This is a genomic window from Ruegeria sp. ABV4_181 (assembly GCF_056158465.1).
The window spans coordinates 2,682,019-2,700,394 of sequence record NZ_JBSWTI010000002.1; the positions used below are offsets into that span (position 1 = coordinate 2,682,019).

Consider the following 18,376-nt stretch of genomic DNA (forward strand, 5'->3'; position numbering starts at 1 on the left):
TCGGTACCTGTGGCAGCTATCCGACCCCTGCACCCCGGGTTGCCGGGGCGCTGAGCTTAGCTACACCCGCTGGTCGCGCCGCAAGTGTTGCACTTCATGCAGGTGCCGTTGCGCACCAGCGTGTAGTTTCCGCATTCGCCGCAGGGATCGCCCTCATAGCCCTGCATTTTGGCCTTCGTCCGTGCATCCATGCTGGTCGCGACCGCTGTTTCCGCGGCCGGAGCCTCGAATTGCGCTGCGGATTCGGCCATGCCGTTCACTTCGGCCTGACCGCCATTGAACACCACCAGATCCTGCGGCAGACGCTTACGCAGATAACCGGTCGAACTGATTTGTTTCAGCACTTCCAGCGACTTGGACGCCGCACTTTCACTGATCTCCGATACGTTCGAGACGCCTTCTTCCTCACCCCGACCAAGATCGTCGAAGGACGCGCCTTCTGGTTTCACATGGGCGAGATCAGTACGGTCCAGATAGGACACGGCCAATTCGCGGAAGATATAATCCAGGATCGACGTCGCGTTCTTGATCGAGTCGTTGCCCTGTACCATCCCGGCCGGTTCGAACTTGGTGAAGGTGAAGGCATCCACGAACTCTTCCAGCGGCACGCCATATTGCAGACCAACCGACACGGCGATGGCAAAGTTGTTCATCATCGCCCGGAAGCCAGCACCTTCCTTGTGCATGTCGATGAAGATCTCGCCCAGCTTGCCGTCTTCGAACTCGCCGGTGCGCAGGTAAACCTTGTGGCCACCCACGATTGCCTTCTGGGTATAGCCCTTGCGGCGATGGGGCAGTTTCTCACGATGGCTGCGGATCATTTCCTTGACCACAACCTTCTCGATCACCTTCTCGGCCAGTACGACGGCTTTTTCCTGCGTCGAACCGCTCTCCAGTACTTCCGCCGCCTCGTCATCATCCTCGACCAGCGCCGCCGCCAGCGGTTGCGACAGTTTCGAGCCGTCACGATACAACGCATTGGCCTTCACACCCAGCGACCACGACAGTTCATAAGCCTTCTGACAATCCTCGATGGTCGCGTCATTCGGCATGTTGATCGTTTTCGAGATCGCGCCCGAGATAAAGCTCTGCGCCGCCGCCATCATGGTGATGTGGCTGTCAACCCCAAGGAAACGCTTACCTTTCTTGCCGCACGGGTTGGCGCAGTCGAAGATCGAATAGTGCTCTTCTTTCAGATGCGGTGCACCTTCCAGCGTCATGGTTCCGCAAACATGGTCATTCGCCGCGTCGATATCCGCTTTGGTAAAGCCCAGATGGCGCAGCAAATCGAAGGTCGGGTCATTCAGCTTGGTCGCCGGGATGCCCAGAACGCCGGTGCAGAAATCCTCGCCCAGTGTCCACTGGTTGAAGACGAACCGGATGTCGAACGCGCTTTCCAGCGCGGCGTCCACTTTCGCCAATTCATTGGGGCCAAAACCGTGCCCAGTCAGCGAAGTGTGGTTGATCCCCGGCGCATTGCCGATGGTGCCGTGGCCAACCGCATAGCCCACGATCTCTTCGATCTGAGCCGAGGAATACCCCAGCTTTTCCAGCGCCGAAGGTACCGAGCGGTTGATGATCTTGAAGTAACCGCCACCGGCCAGCTTCTTGAACTTCACCAAAGCAAAGTCAGGCTCAATCCCAGTTGTGTCGCAATCCATCACCAGACCGATAGTGCCCGTCGGCGCGATCACGGTGGCCTGCGCGTTGCGATAGCCGTTTTTCTCACCGAGGCTCAGCGCTTCGTCCCAAGCCGACATGGCCAGATCAACCAGACGCTTGTCCGGGCAGTTGCCGTGGTCCAGAGGCACCGGCTTCACGGCCAGTTTCTCATACCCTTCGGTCACTCCCTGCGACGCGCGGCGGTGGTTGCGGATGACGCGCAGCATGTGGTCTGCGTTGCGCTCATACCCTTTGAATGCGCCCAGCTCACCGGCAATTTCGGCCGAGGTCGCATAGGCCACACCGGTCATGATCGCAGTCAGCGCGCCACAGATCGCGCGCCCCTCGTCCGAGTCGTAGCTGTAGCCCATGTTCATCAGCAGACCGCCGATGTTGGCGTAACCCAGACCCAAGGTGCGGAAGTCATAGGACAGCTGCGCGATTTCCTTCGACGGGAATTGCGCCATGGTCACCGAAATTTCCAGCGTCAGTGTCCACAGGCGTGAAGCGTGCATGTAATCCGCCGCCTGGAACTCACCATCCTTCAGGAAAGTCAGCAGGTTCATCGAGGCCAGGTTACAGGCCGTGTCATCGAGGAACATATATTCCGAGCACGGATTCGAGCCGCGAATCTCACCGTCTTCGGGGCATGTGTGCCATTCGTTGACGGTATCGTGGAACTGGATGCCCGGATCGGCGCAGGCCCAGGCCGCGTGGCCGACTTTCTCCCACAGATCGCGGGCCTTGACGGTTCGGGCAACCCTGCCATCGGTGCGGTTGATCAGTTCCCAATCGGCATCTTTCTCAACAGCGGTCAGGAACGCGTTGGTCACCCGGATCGAGTTGTTCGAGTTCTGCCCCGAAACCGAGCTGTAGGCTTCCGAATCCCAGTCCGTGTCATAGGTCGGGAATTCGATGCTGTCGTGACCCTGCTTGGCGTAATCCAGGACACGCTTGATGTAAGTTTCTGGGATCGCGACTTTTTTCGCCTCACGCACTGCAGCTTTCAGCGCATCATTCTTCTTGGGATCATACGCATCATCCTGCGCGCCGTCCCATGTGCGGATGGCCTCGAAAATGCCGTTCAGCATCTTCTCGTGCATCTTCGATCCGGCAACGATCGAGGCCACCTTCTGCTCTTCGATCACCTTCCATTCGATGAATTGCTCGATGTCCGGGTGATCTGCATCGACGATCACCATCTTTGCTGCTCGACGGGTTGTCCCGCCTGATTTGATCGCGCCAGCGGCGCGGTCGCCGATCTTGAGAAAGCCCATGAGGCCCGAGGACTTGCCGCCACCCGACAGCGCCTCACCTTCCGCACGCAGATGGCTGAAGTTGGTCCCGGTGCCCGAGCCATATTTGAACAGGCGCGCCTCGCGCACCCACAGGTCCATGATGCCGCCTTCGTTCACCAGATCATCATCGACCGACTGGATAAAGCACGCGTGCGGCTGCGGATGTTCGTAAGCGGATTTCGATTTGGTCAGCTTGCCGGTTTTGTAGTCGACATAGTGGTGCCCCTGCGCCGGGCCGTCGATTCCATAGGCCCAGTGCAAACCGGTGTTGAACCATTGCGGGCTGTTCGGTGCTGCGCGCTGCGTCGCCAGCATATAGCGCATCTCGTCGAAATAGGCGCGCGCATCATCCTCGGTCGAGAAATAGCCGCCCTTCCAGCCCCAATAGGCCCAGGCACCGGCCAGACGGTCAAAAACCTGCTTGGAAGACGTCTCACCATCGAATTCAGCGCCATCGGCGGGGACCGAGCGCCACAGGAATTCGGGGACGTCTTTCTCTTTTACTTTCTTCAGCTTCGAGGGCACGCCCGCCTTGCGGAAATATTTCTGCGCAATAACGTCGCTTGCGACCTGGCTCCAGCTTGCGGGGACTTCGATTTCATCCAGGCGGAATACAATAGTGCCATCCGGGTTTCGGATCTCGGATGTTGCAGAGACAAAATCCAGTTCTGCGTAAGCGTCTTGCCCCGGTTTTGTAAATTTCCTGTCAATCTTCATGTCCGCCGCCCTAGATCTAATCTACTTGTCCATTTGCGTCCGGTCCAAATCCGCAGACCATCCGCCTTGCCTGAAAACCGGGCGCAGTTGACCGGGCGCTGTCTCTTACAGCGCGAAACCGATCAAACGGTTGCACGTTACTATGATGTGCTTTCCGACCCTCGCCCTGTGCCTTTGCCTGGCTTTTCTACCAGATTTAGTGGCATCACTTTCGGCCCATACAACTTGGCGTATCCACCCATAGAAGGTCAACGACCTTTTTAGGTCATTTTTGAAATCTTTTTTGTTGACCCGAAGGCCGCTATACCCTGTGACCTGCCCGCAAGCAATTCCTCCACAGAGTCATCCACCGCGACTCGGATCAATATTCGCCTCGCCGTCCCGCAATTAACTGTTTTTCCCGGGATAGTTATCGGCATTTGATAATCTGCCGCTATGATGGTCGGGCTGAAACAGAATCAGCGCTCAGCGATTCAGGCACCGGTCCGCGGTCGCCCTGCGCAGCGCGCCAGATCGAGGGTGTCAGGACCGATGTTGTTGTTGCGTTTACTTCCGGTAATGGCCCTGATCGTGGCCTGCACACCACAAGATGTGCCATCTCCGTCGCGCAGCGCCCAGTTCGATACTTACCCCAAAAGGCTGTTCGACACGTTCGAAATCAGCTGCGACGGGCCGGGTGAACGGTTTGAAAAGACTGGGAATCGGGTGTTCGAATGCACCGAATTGCTGCCACCGGAAACCACCGCATTTCTGATTCTCAACTATGACGGCTATCCCCAGAACCTGCCTAAAAGCGTCATGCGACTGACATCGACAAAGAACAACCTGGGGTACCGCGTGGATGCTGACCTGTTCTTTAACATCCCGCGAAAGACCGGGCCAGCGGTCCAGGTTCCGGTTGAAAGCCAGAGGCTGGATAGAGCGCTCGGCGCGCTTTACCAGGCAATGGGTGGTTCACCGACATAAGGGAAAGAAGTGGTCGGGGCGGCAGGATTCGAACCTACGACCCCCTGTACCCAAAACAGGTGCGCTACCAGACTGCGCCACGCCCCGGACCGTGCGCCTTCCTAAACGTGCCAATCTGATTTGAAAAGCCCTAACAGGGCCAAATTGCAGGGCCTTGCGAAAAAACTTGATGCCGCATCTGAGTGCCGGGCGTGATCATATAGCGACCGGCCAGCCCGGCATTGATTTCCAGCACGGCATACACCGAATCGCCGCCTTCAATCGGGGTCAGATCCCCGGGTATGGCGCTATGGTGGACATGCACAACGGTTCCGGTCCGGTCCAAAAAAATGATATCCAACGGGATCAGTGTGTTCTTCATCCAGAAGGCCACCGGTTGCGGCGGATCAAAGATGAACAGCATCCCCGCGCGTTGCGGCAGCAATTCCCGGAACATCAGCCCGCGCGCCCGCTCCTGCGGGGTCACTGCCAGTTCGACGTCAAAACTGATCTGAGTTGTGTCGTTTCGCAGCCCGACGCGATCGTCGCGACAAGCGGCCTGCGCCTCTGCGGTCCAAAGCATCGTGGCACCCGCCAGAACCGCAAGAAGCTTTCGCATGGGGAATCAGTCGTCCATGGCGGCTTCCCAGGCCAGGACCTGAGCCGCCATACGTCCGCGTTTTCCGTCAATGACCCGCATCGCCAGCGCTTCGCCCGGCTGCAAATCAGCAAGCCCAGAGCGGCGCAGAACTTCGATATGCAGGAACACATCCTCACCCCGGCCGAACACGTTCGCAAAGCCGAAACCTTTGCCCTTGTCGAACCATTTGACCCGCGCAGCCTCCAGCGGGGCTTCGGCGATCACCACCGGGTCCAGCTCGGCAAAATCGGCCAGCATCATCGAGTCGGTCCGCGCAGGTGGGTCGACGCTGATTACTTCGACCGCCTGAACGCCGCGATCGGTGCGATGCGTCATGATCTCAATGCCGGCGCCATCGGCGACCGAACTTTGGCCGAAATTGCGTAACACATTCACATGCAACAGAATATCCGGGCCGCCCTCATCGGACACAACGAACCCGTACCCCTTGGCAGGGTCGAACCATTTTACGTGTCCCCGGACGCGGTACATGCTGTTCAGATCTTCTGGCACGGTTTTCCCATCGCGAAAATTACCAATTCGTTAAGGGTTCGATGTGTATGGGAATGGCTCGCAAATTCAAGCTGAAAAATCCCTTTGATTTCTGCGTGTTGCATTTCACGATACGCGAACGTCATGGATTCAACCTCTGCACTTGCCACTCAGAGCCCACCTGATCACGCCGCCACTGGAACCTGTCATGCAGCCTGAAGGCTCCGTCGGCCCAGAACTCGATCTCTGTCGGCGCCAGCCGGTAGCCCCCCCAAAACGGAGGGCGCGGTGGATTCGGGCCCAGTCTGGCGGTCACTTTCGCAACCTCTGCCATCAGGGCGGACCGGCTGCTGAGAGGCTGGGACTGCTTGGATGCCCAGGCCCCAAGACGGCTTTTCAGCGAGCGTGACGCGTAATACTCGTCGGCTTGCGGTCCGTTTTCCCGGGTGATTGTACCACGAACACGGATTTGTCGCCGCAAAGATTTCCAATGCATGACAAATGCGGCTTTGCCCGCACTGTCCAGCTCGCTCGCCTTTGCACTCTCGTAATTGGTGTAAAAGACGAAGGCATCAGGTTCGATTTCCTTCAGCAGCACCATGCGCACATTCGGCATGCCACCTTCATCTACGGTCGCCAATGCGATCGCGTTCGGATCATTCGGTTCATTGTCTTTGGCATCATCCAGCCACTGCTCCGCTATTTTAAACGGATCAGTGCCAGCGAATATGCCGTCACGCTCGCTCATTTCCATCCCCTGGAAACTTTCGTTAACCACCCTAGGGCGAGAACCCGCCACGGGCAAGAGTGCACGGCCTTGATGCAACGCATCCAATGGCATAAACCAACGCAACATAACGCGAAGACAGGCGGAGAACCGAACATGTCAAATCAGTTGATGGCCGGCAAACGCGGCCTCATCATGGGACTGGCCAATGACAAATCTATCGCATGGGGAATCGCCCGCGCTTTATCCGATGCCGGGGCCGAGCTTGCCTTTTCCTATCAGGGCGATGCGCTGAAAAAGCGGGTTGATCCACTGGCCGCGCAACTGGGCAGTGAAATCGTTCTGCCCTGCGACGTCAGCGACGAGGCGTCGATTGACGGGCTGTTCGCGGCCCTGTCCGAAAAATGGGGCAAGCTGGACTTTGTGGTTCATGCCATCGGGTTCTCGGACAAGAACGAACTGCGGGGGCGGTATGTGGACACCTCGCGTGCCAATTTCAATCTGACCATGGATGTGTCAGTCTATTCGTTCACCGCGGTCATGCAGCGCGCTGAAAAGCTGATGACCGACGGCGGCAGCGCGGTGACGCTGACCTATTACGGTGCCGAGCAGGTCATGCCGCACTACAATGTCATGGGTGTGGCCAAAGCCGCACTGGAAGCTTCGGTGAAATATCTGGCCGAAGACCTGGGCAAAGACGGCATCCGGGTGAACGCGATCTCGGCCGGTCCGATCAAGACACTGGCCGCCAGCGGCATCGGCGATTTCCGCTATATCATGAAGTGGAACGAATATAACTCGCCCCTGCGCCGCAACGTGACCATCGACGATGTCGGCAATTCGGCCCTGTACCTGCTCTCGGACCTGAGCGGTGGCGTGACCGGCGAGAACCTGCATGTGGATTCGGGCTATCACATCGTCGGCATGAAAGCCGTCGACGCACCAGACGTTGAAAAGGGTTAAGCCATGAGCGCCAAGGACCGCCTGCCCCACGAAAAAGGGTTTCACATCAGCTGGGATCAGATCCATCGGGACTCTCGCGCGTTGGCCTGGCGGCTGGACGGGCAAGGCCCGGATGACGGTGCCTGGCGCGCGGTCGTGGCGATTACCCGTGGTGGGATGGCCCCCGCGATGATTGTCAGCCGCGAGTTGGACATCCGCACGGTCGACACGATCAGCGTCCGGTCCTACCACCACCAGGCACGTGGCGAGGCCGAGGTGCTCAAGGCCCCCGACGCAGACCTGATGGGCGACGGCACCGGCGTTCTGATCATCGACGATCTGGTCGACAGCGGTAAAACGCTGGAACTGGTGCGCGACATGTATCCCAAGGCGCATTTCGCAACCGTCTATGCCAAGCCCAAGGGCCGCCCCATGGTTGATACCTTCATTACCGAAGTCAGCCAGGACACGTGGATTTTCTTCCCCTGGGATATGGCCCTGCAATATGTCGAACCCTACCGCGGCACAGACTGACCGCGGCCAGCAGCACAATTTCCAAAATACAGGGACCACGCATGACCCGCACCCGCACTGCCGCCACCTTCGCCCCTCCGGTGATGGAGGCGCGGCGTTGGCTGGAGGGCGTGGAATTTCCCGATGACCACCCCCTGATCAATGTCAGTCAGGCCGCTCCGGTCGATCCGCCGCCGCTGTCGCTGCGCAAGGCCATGGCTGAATTTGCCGTGACCGAGGATGGCGCGCATCTGTACGGGCCGGTTCTGGGCAATGGCGACTTGCGAGAGGCGCTCGCGAATCAGATTGGCCAGCACTACGACGCCGCGGTCTTGCCGGATCAGGTCGCTATCACTTCGGGCTGCAATCAGGCGTTTGCCGCCGTAATATCCGCGATCACTGACGAGGGCGATGAAGTCATTCTGCCGACGCCCTGGTACTTCAACCACAAAATGTGGCTGGACATGGCGGGCGTTCACGCGGTGGACCTGAAGACGGGTGACGATTTGCTACCCGACCCCGAGGCCGCACGCACCCTGATTACCGAAAACACCCGCGCCATCGCGCTTGTTACACCAAACAACCCGGGCGGGGTCGAGTACCCGTCCGAGCTGGTCCGGGCTTTCTATGATCTGGCGCGTGAAAGCGGTATCCGCCTGATCGTGGATGAAACCTACAGGGATTTCGACAGCCGCACCGGTCCCCCGCACGATCTGTTTAGTCAGCCAGACTGGGAAGATACTCTGATCCACCTCTATTCCTTTTCAAAGGCTTACCGCCTGACGGGCCATCGGGTTGGGGCAATCGCGACAGGTGTCGATCTGCTGGCAGAAGTTGAGAAGTTTCTGGACACCGTCGCGATCTGCCCCGGACAAATCGGCCAGTTCGCGGCGCTTTGGGGGATGCAGAACCTGTCGCAATGGGTGGCCGGTGAGCGGGACGAAATCCTGGACCGCCGGGCCGCAATCGCAGACCTTTCGCCGCGCCTTATGGACAGGGGCTGGCGCTTGCTGGGGCTTGGGGCGTATTTCGCCTATTTCGAACACCCGTTCGAGATCGCCTCGGACGAACTGGCCCGGCGTCTAGTTCCCGAAGCCGGCGTTCTGTTGTTGCCGGGAACGATGTTCATGCCCAAGGGGGACCCAGCCGGAAAACGGCAGGTCCGCATCGCGTTCGCCAATCTCGACCGTGCGGGTTTGGAACAATTGTTCGAACGGCTGCAGGCCCTGTCCTTCTGAGCTTGCCCCCCGGCGGTGCGCGTCGTATTCAGGGCCGCAACCGACAGGGCAGATACCTGCCGAAAAAAGCACAAAGAGGGCACTATGGCCGCAGGCATGAAAAACCTATCAAAGACCTTTGTCTGGATTCTCATGGGTCTATTGATGCTGGGCCTTGCCGGGTTCGGGGCGGTCAACCTCAGCGGAACGATCAGCACGGTGGCGCAGGTTGGGAATGAGGATATCTCGATCGATGCTTATGTCCGCGAATTGCAGCGCGAAATCCGGGCGGTCGAAAGCCAGACGGGTCAGCCCCTGCAAATGTCGCAGGCGCGCGAATTTGGTCTGGACCAACTGGCCCTGTCGCGCCTGACTGCTCTGGCCGCGTTGGATAATGAGGTTGGGCAACTGGGCATTTCGGTCGGTGACGAGAACCTGCAAAAGGAAATCGTGTCCATTCCCGCCTTTCAGGGCGTCAACGGCACGTTTGACCGAGAAGCCTATCAGTTCCAGTTGGAACAGATCGGAATGACGGATTCCGAGTTCGAAACGGACTTGCGCAAGGAATCCTCGCGCACCATCGTTCAGAATGCCGTTGTCAGTGGCGTGAAGATGCCCGAAATCCTGACACAGGTTCTTACGGATTACGTGGGCGCCCGGCGCAGCTTTACGGTCGCAACCGTGGGACCCGACGCTCTGTCTGCTCCGGTGGCTGCACCGACGGATGAGCAAATTGAAACCTTCTATAATGAAAATGCCGATCAGTTCACCCTGCCCCGCACCAAGCAGCTGACCTATGCGATCATGTCGCCTGAAATGCTGTTGGACAGTGTTGAGGTGGACGAGGATTCGGTTCGCCGTCTTTACGATCAGCGCGCGGCCGAATTTCAGCAACCGGAACGCCGCCTGGTCGAGCGACTGACCTACCCGACGGAAGAAGCCGCCCAAGATGCGAAGGCGCAACTGGAGGTCGGCGGCACAACGTTCGAGCAACTGGTCCGTGAACGTCAGCTGGAGCTTGGCGATATCGATCTGGGCGACGTCACCCGCGACGATCTGGGTGAGGCCGCCGAAGAAGTGTTCGCGGCTGAGCTGGACACCGTAGTTGGCCCGCTGCCCTCAACCTTTGGCCCGGCGCTGTTCCGCATCAATGGCGCGCTGGCGGAAAACAACACCTCGTTCGAGGATGCCGCCCCTGCCCTGCGCGAAGAACTGGCCGCCGACCGCGCCCGCCGCCAGATCGAAGCCCAGTCCGAAGACATCAATGATCTGTTGGCCGGCGGTGCGACGCTGGAGGAACTGGTTGCCGAGACCGAAATGGATCTGGGCCAGATCGACTGGACCCGCCAAAGCCAGGATGGCGTTGCCGCTTATGAAGGCTTCCGCAGCGCGGCCGAGGCCGTGCGCGAAGGCGACTTCCCCGAGGTTGCCTTTCTCGAAGATGGCTCGATCTTTGCGCTGCGCCTGAACGAAATTCTGCCCCGCCGCCCTGAACCGCTGGAAACGGCCCGTGCCCGCGTGGCGGCCGCATGGATGCAGGCCGAAACCGGTAAGGCGCTGGAACAGCAGGCAAATACCGTGGTCGAGCAGCTGAAGAAAGACGGTGATTTCACCGCAACCGGCTTGCCCTTCCGTGTCGAAAACGCGCTGACGCGAACTGCGTTTCTGGATGACGTTCCCGTCGATTTCATGACACAGGTATTCGAGATGGAACCGGGCGACCTGCGCGTTGTTCCCGGCACCGGAACTGCCCTGATCGTGCGTCTTGAAGAACTGTTGCCGCCCGCCGAAACCGACGAGCTGCGGCAGGCGCAAGAGGCGCTGGCGGCGCAGTTGGATCAGGCCCTGGCCCAGAACATCTTTGACGCCTATGTGCGCGACGCCCAGACCCGTGCGCGCCCCGTCATTGATCAGCGCGCGCTGAACGCCGTGCAGTCGAGCTTTTAAAAGAGACCGGATATGGCCCTGACCCCTGAGTTCGACAGCTTCGCCCGCGCCTATGAGGCTGGCGAAAATCAGGTCGTTTACACCCGTCTTGCCGCCGATCTGGATACGCCTGTATCCCTGATGCTCAAGCTGACCGGCGCGCAGAAAGACGCCTTCATGCTGGAATTGGTGACGGGCGGAGAGATTCGCGGCCGCTATTCGATCATCGGTATGAAACCTGACCTGATCTGGCGCTGTCACGGCGAGACCTCGGCGCTGAATCGCTCGGCCCGGTTCGACCCCGAGGCGTTCGCACCGCAGGACGGCAACCCAATGGATAACCTGCGGGCGCTGCTGGCCGAAAGCCGGATCGACCTGCCCGATGACCTGCCGCAAGCCGCGGCCGGGCTGTTCGGTTATCTGGGCTATGACATGGTGCGGTTGGTCGAATATCTGCCTGATGTGAATCCCGACCCTCTGGGCCTGCCGGATGCGGTCATGCTGCGGCCATCGGTGGTTGCGGTTCTGGACGGCGTGAAAGGCGAGGTGACCGTTGTGTCGCCAGCCTGGGTCAGCGACGGGCAATCCGCCAAGGCGGCTTATGCGCAGGCGGCTGAACGAGTGATGGATGCGGTGCGTGATCTGGAACGTGCCATGCCGGCCGAAACCCGCGATCTGGGTGACGCTTATGAAGTTGCCCCGCCCGAGTCCAACTTTACCAAATCCGGCTATATGCAGGCGGTTGAAAAGGCCAAGGAATACATCCGCGCGGGTGACATTTTTCAGGTCGTTCCGGCGCAGCGCTGGACACAGGACTTTCCGCTGCCGCCTTTTGCACTGTACCGCTCGCTGCGGCGTACCAACCCGTCGCCCTTCATGTTCTATTTCAACTTTGGCGGCTTTCAGGTCGTTGGCGCCAGTCCGGAAATCCTGGTGCGTGTCTTCGGCGACGAGGTCACGATCCGCCCCATCGCCGGCACGCGACCGCGCGGTGCAACGCCCGAAGAGGACAAGGCGAACGAGGTTGAACTGCTGGCCGACAAGAAGGAACTGGCCGAACACCTGATGCTGCTGGATCTGGGTCGCAACGACACCGGGCGGGTTTCAAAGATCGGAACCGTGCGCCCGACCGAAGAGTTTATCATCGAGCGCTACAGCCATGTCATGCATATCGTGTCGAACGTGGTCGGAGAGCTGGCCGAGGACAAGGACGCTCTGGATGCCTTCTTTGCCGGCATGCCCGCCGGCACCGTCTCGGGCGCGCCGAAAGTGCGCGCGATGGAGATCATTGACGAGTTGGAGCCCGAAAAGCGCGGGGTCTATGGGGGCGGTGTGGGCTATTTCAGCGCCGGTGGCGACATGGACATGTGTATCGCCCTGCGGACGGCCATCGTGAAGGATCACAAGCTTTATATTCAGGCGGGTGGCGGTGTTGTCTATGACAGCGACCCCGAAGCGGAATACATGGAGACGGTCCACAAGTCGAACGCTATCAGGCGCGCAGCCGCCGACGCGGCGCGGTTTACCGGTTCCGGCAACAGCTAATCGAGACGGCTGCCCCGGGACGGGCAGCCGGTTCTTCAGCCCTTACTGAACCTCTTTCATCATCACCGCAGAAATTGGTGCCATGGCCACGCGGCCTCCGCGATCCTCAAGCCCCCACAGCAACAGGGCAGAGATCGTGTCCGGGCGCAGACGGCCCAGCATCACAACCGTGCCCTCCTGCCCGGCGCGAAAGGCGGCCTGATCCAGAAAGCGGCGCATGATCTTGGGATCCTGCCGGGCCCCGTCGATGTCACGGAAGATGACGCCCGAAGGAACGCCGTTGCGGGCGGCCAGCTTTTGCACCGTGTTCAGCCCGTTGTCCTGCGTGATCAGACCCCGTCCGGTGCCGCCGGCAATCGCCGCAACCTGATCGGCCAGTTTGCGATTGCCCTGAATCCCCGAGTTCACTCCCTCAAGAATGCCAACGGTCTCTGGCAGCGTGTCGAGCCAGACCGCCAGCGAAACCTCGGCGTCCTGCGCGCTGGCCGCTTTGGGCAGATCGGCAAGGGCCAGAACTTCGAACCCGGCCTGACGATGCCGGGTCATCTTTTCCGCCGCATCCGGGTCTGACGGGCTGACGGCAAAGCTCAGCGGATAGGGGAAATCGCGCAGCGCCTCGGCCCCGAAAGCACCTTCGTCGTCAATCAGGATGATCGACATCAGTGGCTTGGCCTCGGGGTTTTCGAATACTGCGGCATAGGTTTCGATCGGTTTGCCGGGAACAGCCTGTTCCGCCTCGGTCGCCGTCTCTTCGGGCGCGTCGTCGCGCTCTGTCAGCGGCACCACGCGCTTGCCGATTGTCAAACCTGCTGGCGCTTCCACTGCCCCTCCGATCTGGGGAACCGAGGCAATGCGCGGCAAGTCGCGCGGCGCCGTGTCCTCATCGCCCTCAACAGCGATCGGGCTGTCTTCGAACGGGTTTTCTTCCGTATCCTGCGCGGTGCTTTCGGCGGGCTCCGGCTGCGGTTCCGGTTCTTCCGGCTGCGGTTCAAGGACAGCAACCTCTTGTTCTGAAGGCTCGGGAGTTGCGGGTGCAGGTTCGGGCAGTTCCACGATGACATCGGGCAAGGGTTCGGATTTCGGAGGCTCCTGAATTGTCGCGGGGGTCTGAGGCGCGACCGGCGCCTCGGTTGCGACATTGACGTCCGTCAGACTGGCGGCATCGGGCGCGTCAGTCTGCGCCGCCGCCTCTCCGATCTGGGGCTGCGCATCGGGCGCAGTTTCCACATCACTGAGGTCGGCCAGCGAATCCGTTTGCCCGGCCGAAGATTCAGGCGCGCTTGGCGGCAGTTCCACCAAATCGGCATCCGCACCCGCATCGGTCGCATCCGCCACTGTTTCCGGAACTTGCACCTGATCCGGTTCGGGTGCCAGAACGGCAACTTCCGGTTTGGCTGTCAGAGGCGTGTTCAGAGACAGCATCGCCCCCAGCAAAAATACAACGATCGCACCCACGATCATTCCACCGACAAATCCGCCCATCACTTTTGCCTCTCGTCTTAATCCTGCTTCGACCGTCACTGTACCATCTGCTGCGGTACTCACTCGTATGGCCCCCAAGAACGGGGATGTCCCCTTGACGCTGCCGCGCAAGCCTGAACATGTATGTCCCGACATTATACCGTGGCCCGGGGCTGCATCGCCAGCCCGAAATGCCCAATCCGAGACAAGTGCCCAAATGCTGCTGCTGATCGACAACTACGACTCGTTTACCTACAACCTGGTACACTATCTGGGCGAACTTGGCGCAGAAATGGTCATTCGCCGAAACGACGCCCTTGACGTGCAAGAGGCGATGGCGATGAACCCTGCCGGTATCCTGCTGAGCCCGGGGCCGTGTGACCCGGATCAGGCCGGGATTTGCCTTGCGCTGACCGAGGCGGCGGCCGAAACGAACACTCCGCTGATGGGCGTGTGCCTTGGCCACCAGACCATCGGTCAGGCCTTTGGCGGGGATGTCATCCGTTGCCACGAGATCGTGCACGGCAAGATGGGCACCATGCACCACACCGGCAAAGGCGTGTTCGCCGGGCTGCCTTCACCTTTCGAAGCAACTCGTTATCACTCCCTTGTGGTCGACCGTGCCACCCTGCCCGACTGCCTTGAGATCACCGCCGAGCTGGAAGACGGAACCATCATGGGTCTGCAACACAAGGAACTGCCCATTCACGGCGTTCAGTTCCACCCCGAATCCATCGCTTCCGAGCATGGTCACGCCCTGCTCAAGAATTTCCTGTCCGAGATGAAAGTCCCCGCATGAGCGACGCTCTGAAACCGCTGATCGGTGCCGCAGCCGACCGGCCCCTGACCCGCGCCGAGGCCGAACAGGCCTTTGGCATCCTGTTCGAAGGTGAAGCCACCCCCAGCCAGATCGGCGGCCTGTTGATGGCCATGCGGACCCGGGGTGAGACGGTAGATGAATATGCCGCCGCCGCCGCGGTGATGCGCGCGAAATGTCACGCGGTTTCCGCCCCGGCGGGTGCCATGGACATCGTCGGCACCGGGGGCGATGGCAAAGGCACGCTGAACATCTCGACCGCAACCGCCTTTGTCGTGGCCGGGGCCGGTGTTCCGGTCGCCAAGCACGGCAACCGGAACCTGAGTTCGAAATCCGGCGCGGCCGATGCTTTGGGGCAGTTGGGGATCAATGTCATGGTTGGCCCGCAAACCGTTGAAAAAGCTCTGGCAGAGGTGGGTATCGGTTTCATGATGGCCCCGATGCACCATCCGGCCATCGCCCATGTCATGCCCAGCCGGCAAGAGCTTGGGACACGCACGATCTTCAATATTCTCGGCCCGCTGACCAACCCGGCCGGTGTCAAACGCCAGCTTACCGGCGCCTTCAGCCGCGATCTGATCCGCCCGATGGCGGAAACGCTTGGTCTGCTGGGGGCTGAACACGCATGGCTGGTCCATGGATCGGATGGCACCGATGAGCTGACCATCACCGGCGTAAGCTGGGTTGCATCGCTTGAGAACGGCACTGTGCGTGAGGTTGAACTGCATCCCGAAGACGCCGGTCTGCCGGTTCACCCGTTCGAGGACATCCTTGGCGGCACCCCGGAAGAAAACGCGGTGGCTTTCCGCGCGCTGCTGGACGGTGCGCCTTCGGCCTACCGCGACGCCGTGCTTCTGAATTCAGCGGCGGCTTTGGTCGTCGCGGATGCCGTGGCCGATTTGCGCGATGGGGTCGCCATGGCTTCTGAAAGCATCGACAGTGGCAAAGCCAAAGAAAAAACCGCCGCATTGGCCCGAATTACGCAGGAGGCCGCATGACAGAGACGGTACTGGACAGAATAAAAGCCTACAAACTGGAAGAAGTCGCAGCCGATAAGACTCAGAAATCGTTGGAAACTCTGGAAGGCGAGGCCAGATCGGCACCTGAGGTTCGCGGATTTGGCGACGCGCTCCGGACTGCGACGCGCAATGGCTATGGGCTGATTGCCGAAGTCAAAAAGGCCAGCCCGTCCAAAGGTCTGATCCGTCCCGATTTCGACCCGCCGGTGCTGGCCAAGGCGTATGAAGATGGCGGTGCCGCCTGCCTGTCCGTTCTGACCGACACGCCCAGCTTTCAGGGTGCGAAAGAGTTTCTGACCCAAGCCCGCGCGGCCACCTCGCTGCCTGCATTGCGCAAGGATTTCATGTACGACCCTTATCAGGTGGTCGAGGCCCGCGCCTTGGGCGCGGACTGCATCCTGATCATCATGGCCTCGGTCGAGGACGCTCAGGCGGCGGAACTGGAACAAACCGCCTTCGACTGGGGCATGGACGTTCTGATCGAAGTTCATGACGAAGAAGAACTGGACCGCGCGACGCAGTTGAAAAGCCCATTGATCGGGATAAATAACCGCAATCTCAAGACCTTCGAGACCACTCTTGATACGACACGCCGACTGTCGAAACTCGTGCCGGGCGACCGGACCATCGTCTGTGAAAGCGGGCTGAGCACGCCCGAGGATCTGGCCGACATCGCCCGCTATGGCGCGCGGTGTTTCCTGATTGGCGAAAGTCTGATGCGGCAGGACGACGTCGCAGCTGCAACCCACCACCTGTTGGCAAACCCGCTGATCCCCGGAGTGATGTGATGCCGCTGACCCACTTTGATGCTCAGGGCCAGGCCCATATGGTCGATGTTTCGGACAAGGCCGTGACGGACCGTGTGGCTGTCGCCGCCGGCCACATCAGGATGGCGCGGGACACCTTTGACTTGATTTCGGAGGGCAAGGCCAAAAAAGGCGACGTTCTGGGCGTGGCGCGGCTGGCGGGCATCATGGGGGCGAAGAAAACGCCCGACCTGATCCCCCTTTGCCATCCGTTGCCCGTCACCAAGGTCGCCGTGGACCTGACGCTGGACCCGGATCTGCCCGGTGTTCGGATTGAGGCGACGGTAAAGACCTCTGGTCAGACCGGTGTTGAGATGGAGGCGCTGACAGCCGTCTCAACCGCGGCGCTGACCGTGTATGACATGATCAAGGCCGTCGACAAGGCCATGGAGATCGGAGGTATCCGGGTTCTGTTGAAAGATGGCGGAAAATCAGGACGTTACGAAGCGAAATGATTACCGTTGAAGACGCCCGGGCGCTGCTGTTTGATCTCGTCTCGCCCCTTCCGGCCGAGGAAGTCGCAGTGGGAAACGCTGCTGGCCGTGTCCTTGCGCAGGACGTCGTCGCCACGCGTGACCAGCCCCCTTTTGCGGCGTCATCAATGGATGGCTATGCCCTGAAATCGGCCGAAGTTGAACTGCACGCCATGTTCAAGGTCATCGGCGAAGCGGCCGCAGGTCGTCGGTTTGACGGTACAGTCGGAGCAGGTCAGGCGGTGCGGATTTTTACCGGTGCTCCGGTTCCCCAAGGTGCAGATTTCGTTGTTATTCAAGAGGATACCGAGCGGCGCGGTGACCTGCTGACCATCACCGATCAGCCGGGGACCAAGACGAATATACGCCCCGCAGGCGTCGACTTTACTTCCGGCACCAGGATCACGGCACCCCGCACCCTGCGTCCCGAAGACGTCGCGTTGATGGCGGCAATGAATATCGCAACCGTGCCCGTAACACGCAGACCCGAGATTGCGTTGATTTCCACCGGGGACGAGTTGGTCATGCCCGGTGAAAGCCCCGGCCCCGATCAGATCATCGCGTCCAATACTTTTGGCCTCAAGGCCCTGCTGGAAAACGCGGGGGCGCATGTGCGCATCCTTCCAATCGCACAGGATACCGTCGCCTCGCTGGAAACCGCGTTCGGACTGGCGCAAGGCGCCGATCTGGTGGTGACCATCGGCGGTGCGTCCGTCGGGGAATATGATCTGGTGTCCGATGTCTCGCAGGGGCTTGGCATGGAACGGGCGTTTTACAAGATCCGAATGCGCCCCGGCAAACCGCTGATGGCGGGGCGGCTCGGCGATGCCGCGATGGTCGGTCTGCCGGGAAACCCTGTCAGCGCAATGGTTTGCGGCTATCTTTTCCTAGTTCCGATGGTGCGTCGCATGCTGGGTATCGAACAAGCCCTGACGCCGTTCCAACATGCACGTCTGTCCGCGCCAGTCGATGAAAACGGTCCGCGTGAACACTATATGCGGGCCGTCGTGGACGACACCGGCATTCGGGCCTGCAAGGATCAGGACAGCTCTCTGCTGAGTGTTCTGGCACAGGCGAACGCTCTTCTGGTCCGGGATCCCAACGATCCGGCGCGCCCTGCCGGGGATACAGTTCGGTATCTGCCGATCTAGGCAAATTGCAAATCCGTTGACACAA

Annotated in this window: 16 protein-coding genes and 1 tRNA gene; 11 read left to right on the plus strand and 6 right to left on the minus strand. The window is 60.2% G+C overall.

The features are described 5' to 3' along the window. Positions 1 to 56: 56 nt before the first annotated feature. Positions 57 to 3,677, minus strand: a complete 3,621-nt coding sequence (locus ACXAC3_RS13315; RefSeq protein ID WP_475160907.1) for a vitamin B12-dependent ribonucleotide reductase — start codon at positions 3,675 to 3,677, stop codon at positions 57 to 59. Positions 3,678 to 4,208: 531 nt separating this feature from the next. On the opposite strand from ACXAC3_RS13315, the gene ACXAC3_RS13320 reads away from it, so the two are divergent. After that, positions 4,209 to 4,643, plus strand: a complete 435-nt coding sequence (locus ACXAC3_RS13320) for a hypothetical protein (protein WP_475160910.1) — start codon at positions 4,209 to 4,211, stop codon at positions 4,641 to 4,643. Between the two features lie 10 nt (positions 4,644 to 4,653). On the opposite strand, the gene ACXAC3_RS13325 is transcribed toward ACXAC3_RS13320, so the two are convergent. From ACXAC3_RS13325 to pdxH, 4 genes are all read right to left on the minus strand, one after another. Further along, a tRNA-Pro gene (locus ACXAC3_RS13325) sits at positions 4,654 to 4,730 on the minus strand. Positions 4,731 to 4,773: 43 nt separating this feature from the next. Next, positions 4,774 to 5,241: a DUF192 domain-containing protein gene (locus ACXAC3_RS13330; RefSeq protein ID WP_475160913.1), complete on the minus strand. Its 468-nt coding sequence runs from the start codon at positions 5,239 to 5,241 to the stop codon at positions 4,774 to 4,776. Positions 5,242 to 5,247: 6 nt separating this feature from the next. Continuing rightward, positions 5,248 to 5,775 carry a cold-shock protein gene (locus tag ACXAC3_RS13335; RefSeq protein WP_475160915.1) on the minus strand — a complete coding sequence of 176 codons (528 nt, stop codon included), beginning with the start codon at positions 5,773 to 5,775 and terminating at the stop codon, positions 5,248 to 5,250. A gap of 121 nt (positions 5,776 to 5,896) precedes the next feature. After that, complete coding sequence (gene pdxH / locus ACXAC3_RS13340) at positions 5,897 to 6,502, minus strand: pyridoxamine 5'-phosphate oxidase (protein ID WP_475160918.1); 606 nt, start codon at positions 6,500 to 6,502, stop codon at positions 5,897 to 5,899. 135 nt (positions 6,503 to 6,637) lie between these two features. Here pdxH and fabI point away from each other — a divergent pair, with 135 nt between their 5' ends. The 5 genes from fabI to trpE all read left to right on the plus strand — a co-directional run bounded on the left by fabI (position 6,638) and on the right by trpE (position 12,624). Then, complete coding sequence (fabI, locus tag ACXAC3_RS13345) at positions 6,638 to 7,444, plus strand: enoyl-ACP reductase FabI (protein WP_475160922.1); 807 nt, start codon at positions 6,638 to 6,640, stop codon at positions 7,442 to 7,444. Positions 7,445 to 7,447: 3 nt separating this feature from the next. Continuing rightward, on the plus strand, positions 7,448 to 7,957 hold the full coding sequence (gene gpt / locus ACXAC3_RS13350; RefSeq protein ID WP_475160925.1) for a xanthine phosphoribosyltransferase: 510 nt from the start codon (positions 7,448 to 7,450) through the stop codon (positions 7,955 to 7,957). 41 nt (positions 7,958 to 7,998) lie between these two features. Then, positions 7,999 to 9,174, plus strand: a complete 1,176-nt coding sequence (locus ACXAC3_RS13355; protein ID WP_475160928.1) for an aminotransferase — start codon at positions 7,999 to 8,001, stop codon at positions 9,172 to 9,174. Positions 9,175 to 9,258: 84 nt separating this feature from the next. Beyond that, positions 9,259 to 11,100: a peptidyl-prolyl cis-trans isomerase gene (locus ACXAC3_RS13360; RefSeq protein WP_475160932.1), complete on the plus strand. Its 1,842-nt coding sequence runs from the start codon at positions 9,259 to 9,261 to the stop codon at positions 11,098 to 11,100. A gap of 12 nt (positions 11,101 to 11,112) precedes the next feature. Next, positions 11,113 to 12,624: an anthranilate synthase component I gene (gene trpE / locus ACXAC3_RS13365; protein WP_475160934.1), complete on the plus strand. Its 1,512-nt coding sequence runs from the start codon at positions 11,113 to 11,115 to the stop codon at positions 12,622 to 12,624. A gap of 42 nt (positions 12,625 to 12,666) precedes the next feature. On the opposite strand, the gene ACXAC3_RS13370 is transcribed toward trpE, so the two are convergent. After that, a complete protein-coding gene (locus ACXAC3_RS13370; protein ID WP_475160939.1) occupies positions 12,667 to 14,169 on the minus strand; it encodes a divergent polysaccharide deacetylase family protein in 1,503 nt (500 codons plus the stop codon). A gap of 133 nt (positions 14,170 to 14,302) precedes the next feature. On the opposite strand from ACXAC3_RS13370, the gene ACXAC3_RS13375 reads away from it, so the two are divergent. From ACXAC3_RS13375 to ACXAC3_RS13395, 5 genes are read left to right on the plus strand one after another with little or no spacing between them, the layout of a single operon-like run. Then, on the plus strand, positions 14,303 to 14,884 hold the full coding sequence (locus ACXAC3_RS13375; protein WP_475160942.1) for an anthranilate synthase component II: 582 nt from the start codon (positions 14,303 to 14,305) through the stop codon (positions 14,882 to 14,884). Further along, a complete protein-coding gene (gene trpD, locus ACXAC3_RS13380) occupies positions 14,881 to 15,900 on the plus strand; it encodes an anthranilate phosphoribosyltransferase (RefSeq protein WP_475160945.1) in 1,020 nt (339 codons plus the stop codon). The genes ACXAC3_RS13375 and trpD overlap by 4 nt, the downstream gene beginning before the upstream one ends. Beyond that, entirely contained in the window at positions 15,897 to 16,709 is an 813-nt protein-coding gene (gene trpC, locus ACXAC3_RS13385; RefSeq protein ID WP_475160947.1) for an indole-3-glycerol phosphate synthase TrpC, read from the plus strand. Before trpD ends, trpC begins: the two co-directional genes overlap by 4 nt. Next, a complete protein-coding gene (gene moaC / locus ACXAC3_RS13390; RefSeq protein ID WP_475160951.1) occupies positions 16,709 to 17,182 on the plus strand; it encodes a cyclic pyranopterin monophosphate synthase MoaC in 474 nt (157 codons plus the stop codon). Before trpC ends, moaC begins: the two co-directional genes overlap by 1 nt. After that, positions 17,179 to 18,351 carry a molybdopterin molybdotransferase MoeA gene (locus tag ACXAC3_RS13395; protein WP_475160954.1) on the plus strand — a complete coding sequence of 391 codons (1,173 nt, stop codon included), beginning with the start codon at positions 17,179 to 17,181 and terminating at the stop codon, positions 18,349 to 18,351. The genes moaC and ACXAC3_RS13395 overlap by 4 nt, the downstream gene beginning before the upstream one ends. The last annotated feature ends 25 nt before the right edge of the window (positions 18,352 to 18,376 follow it).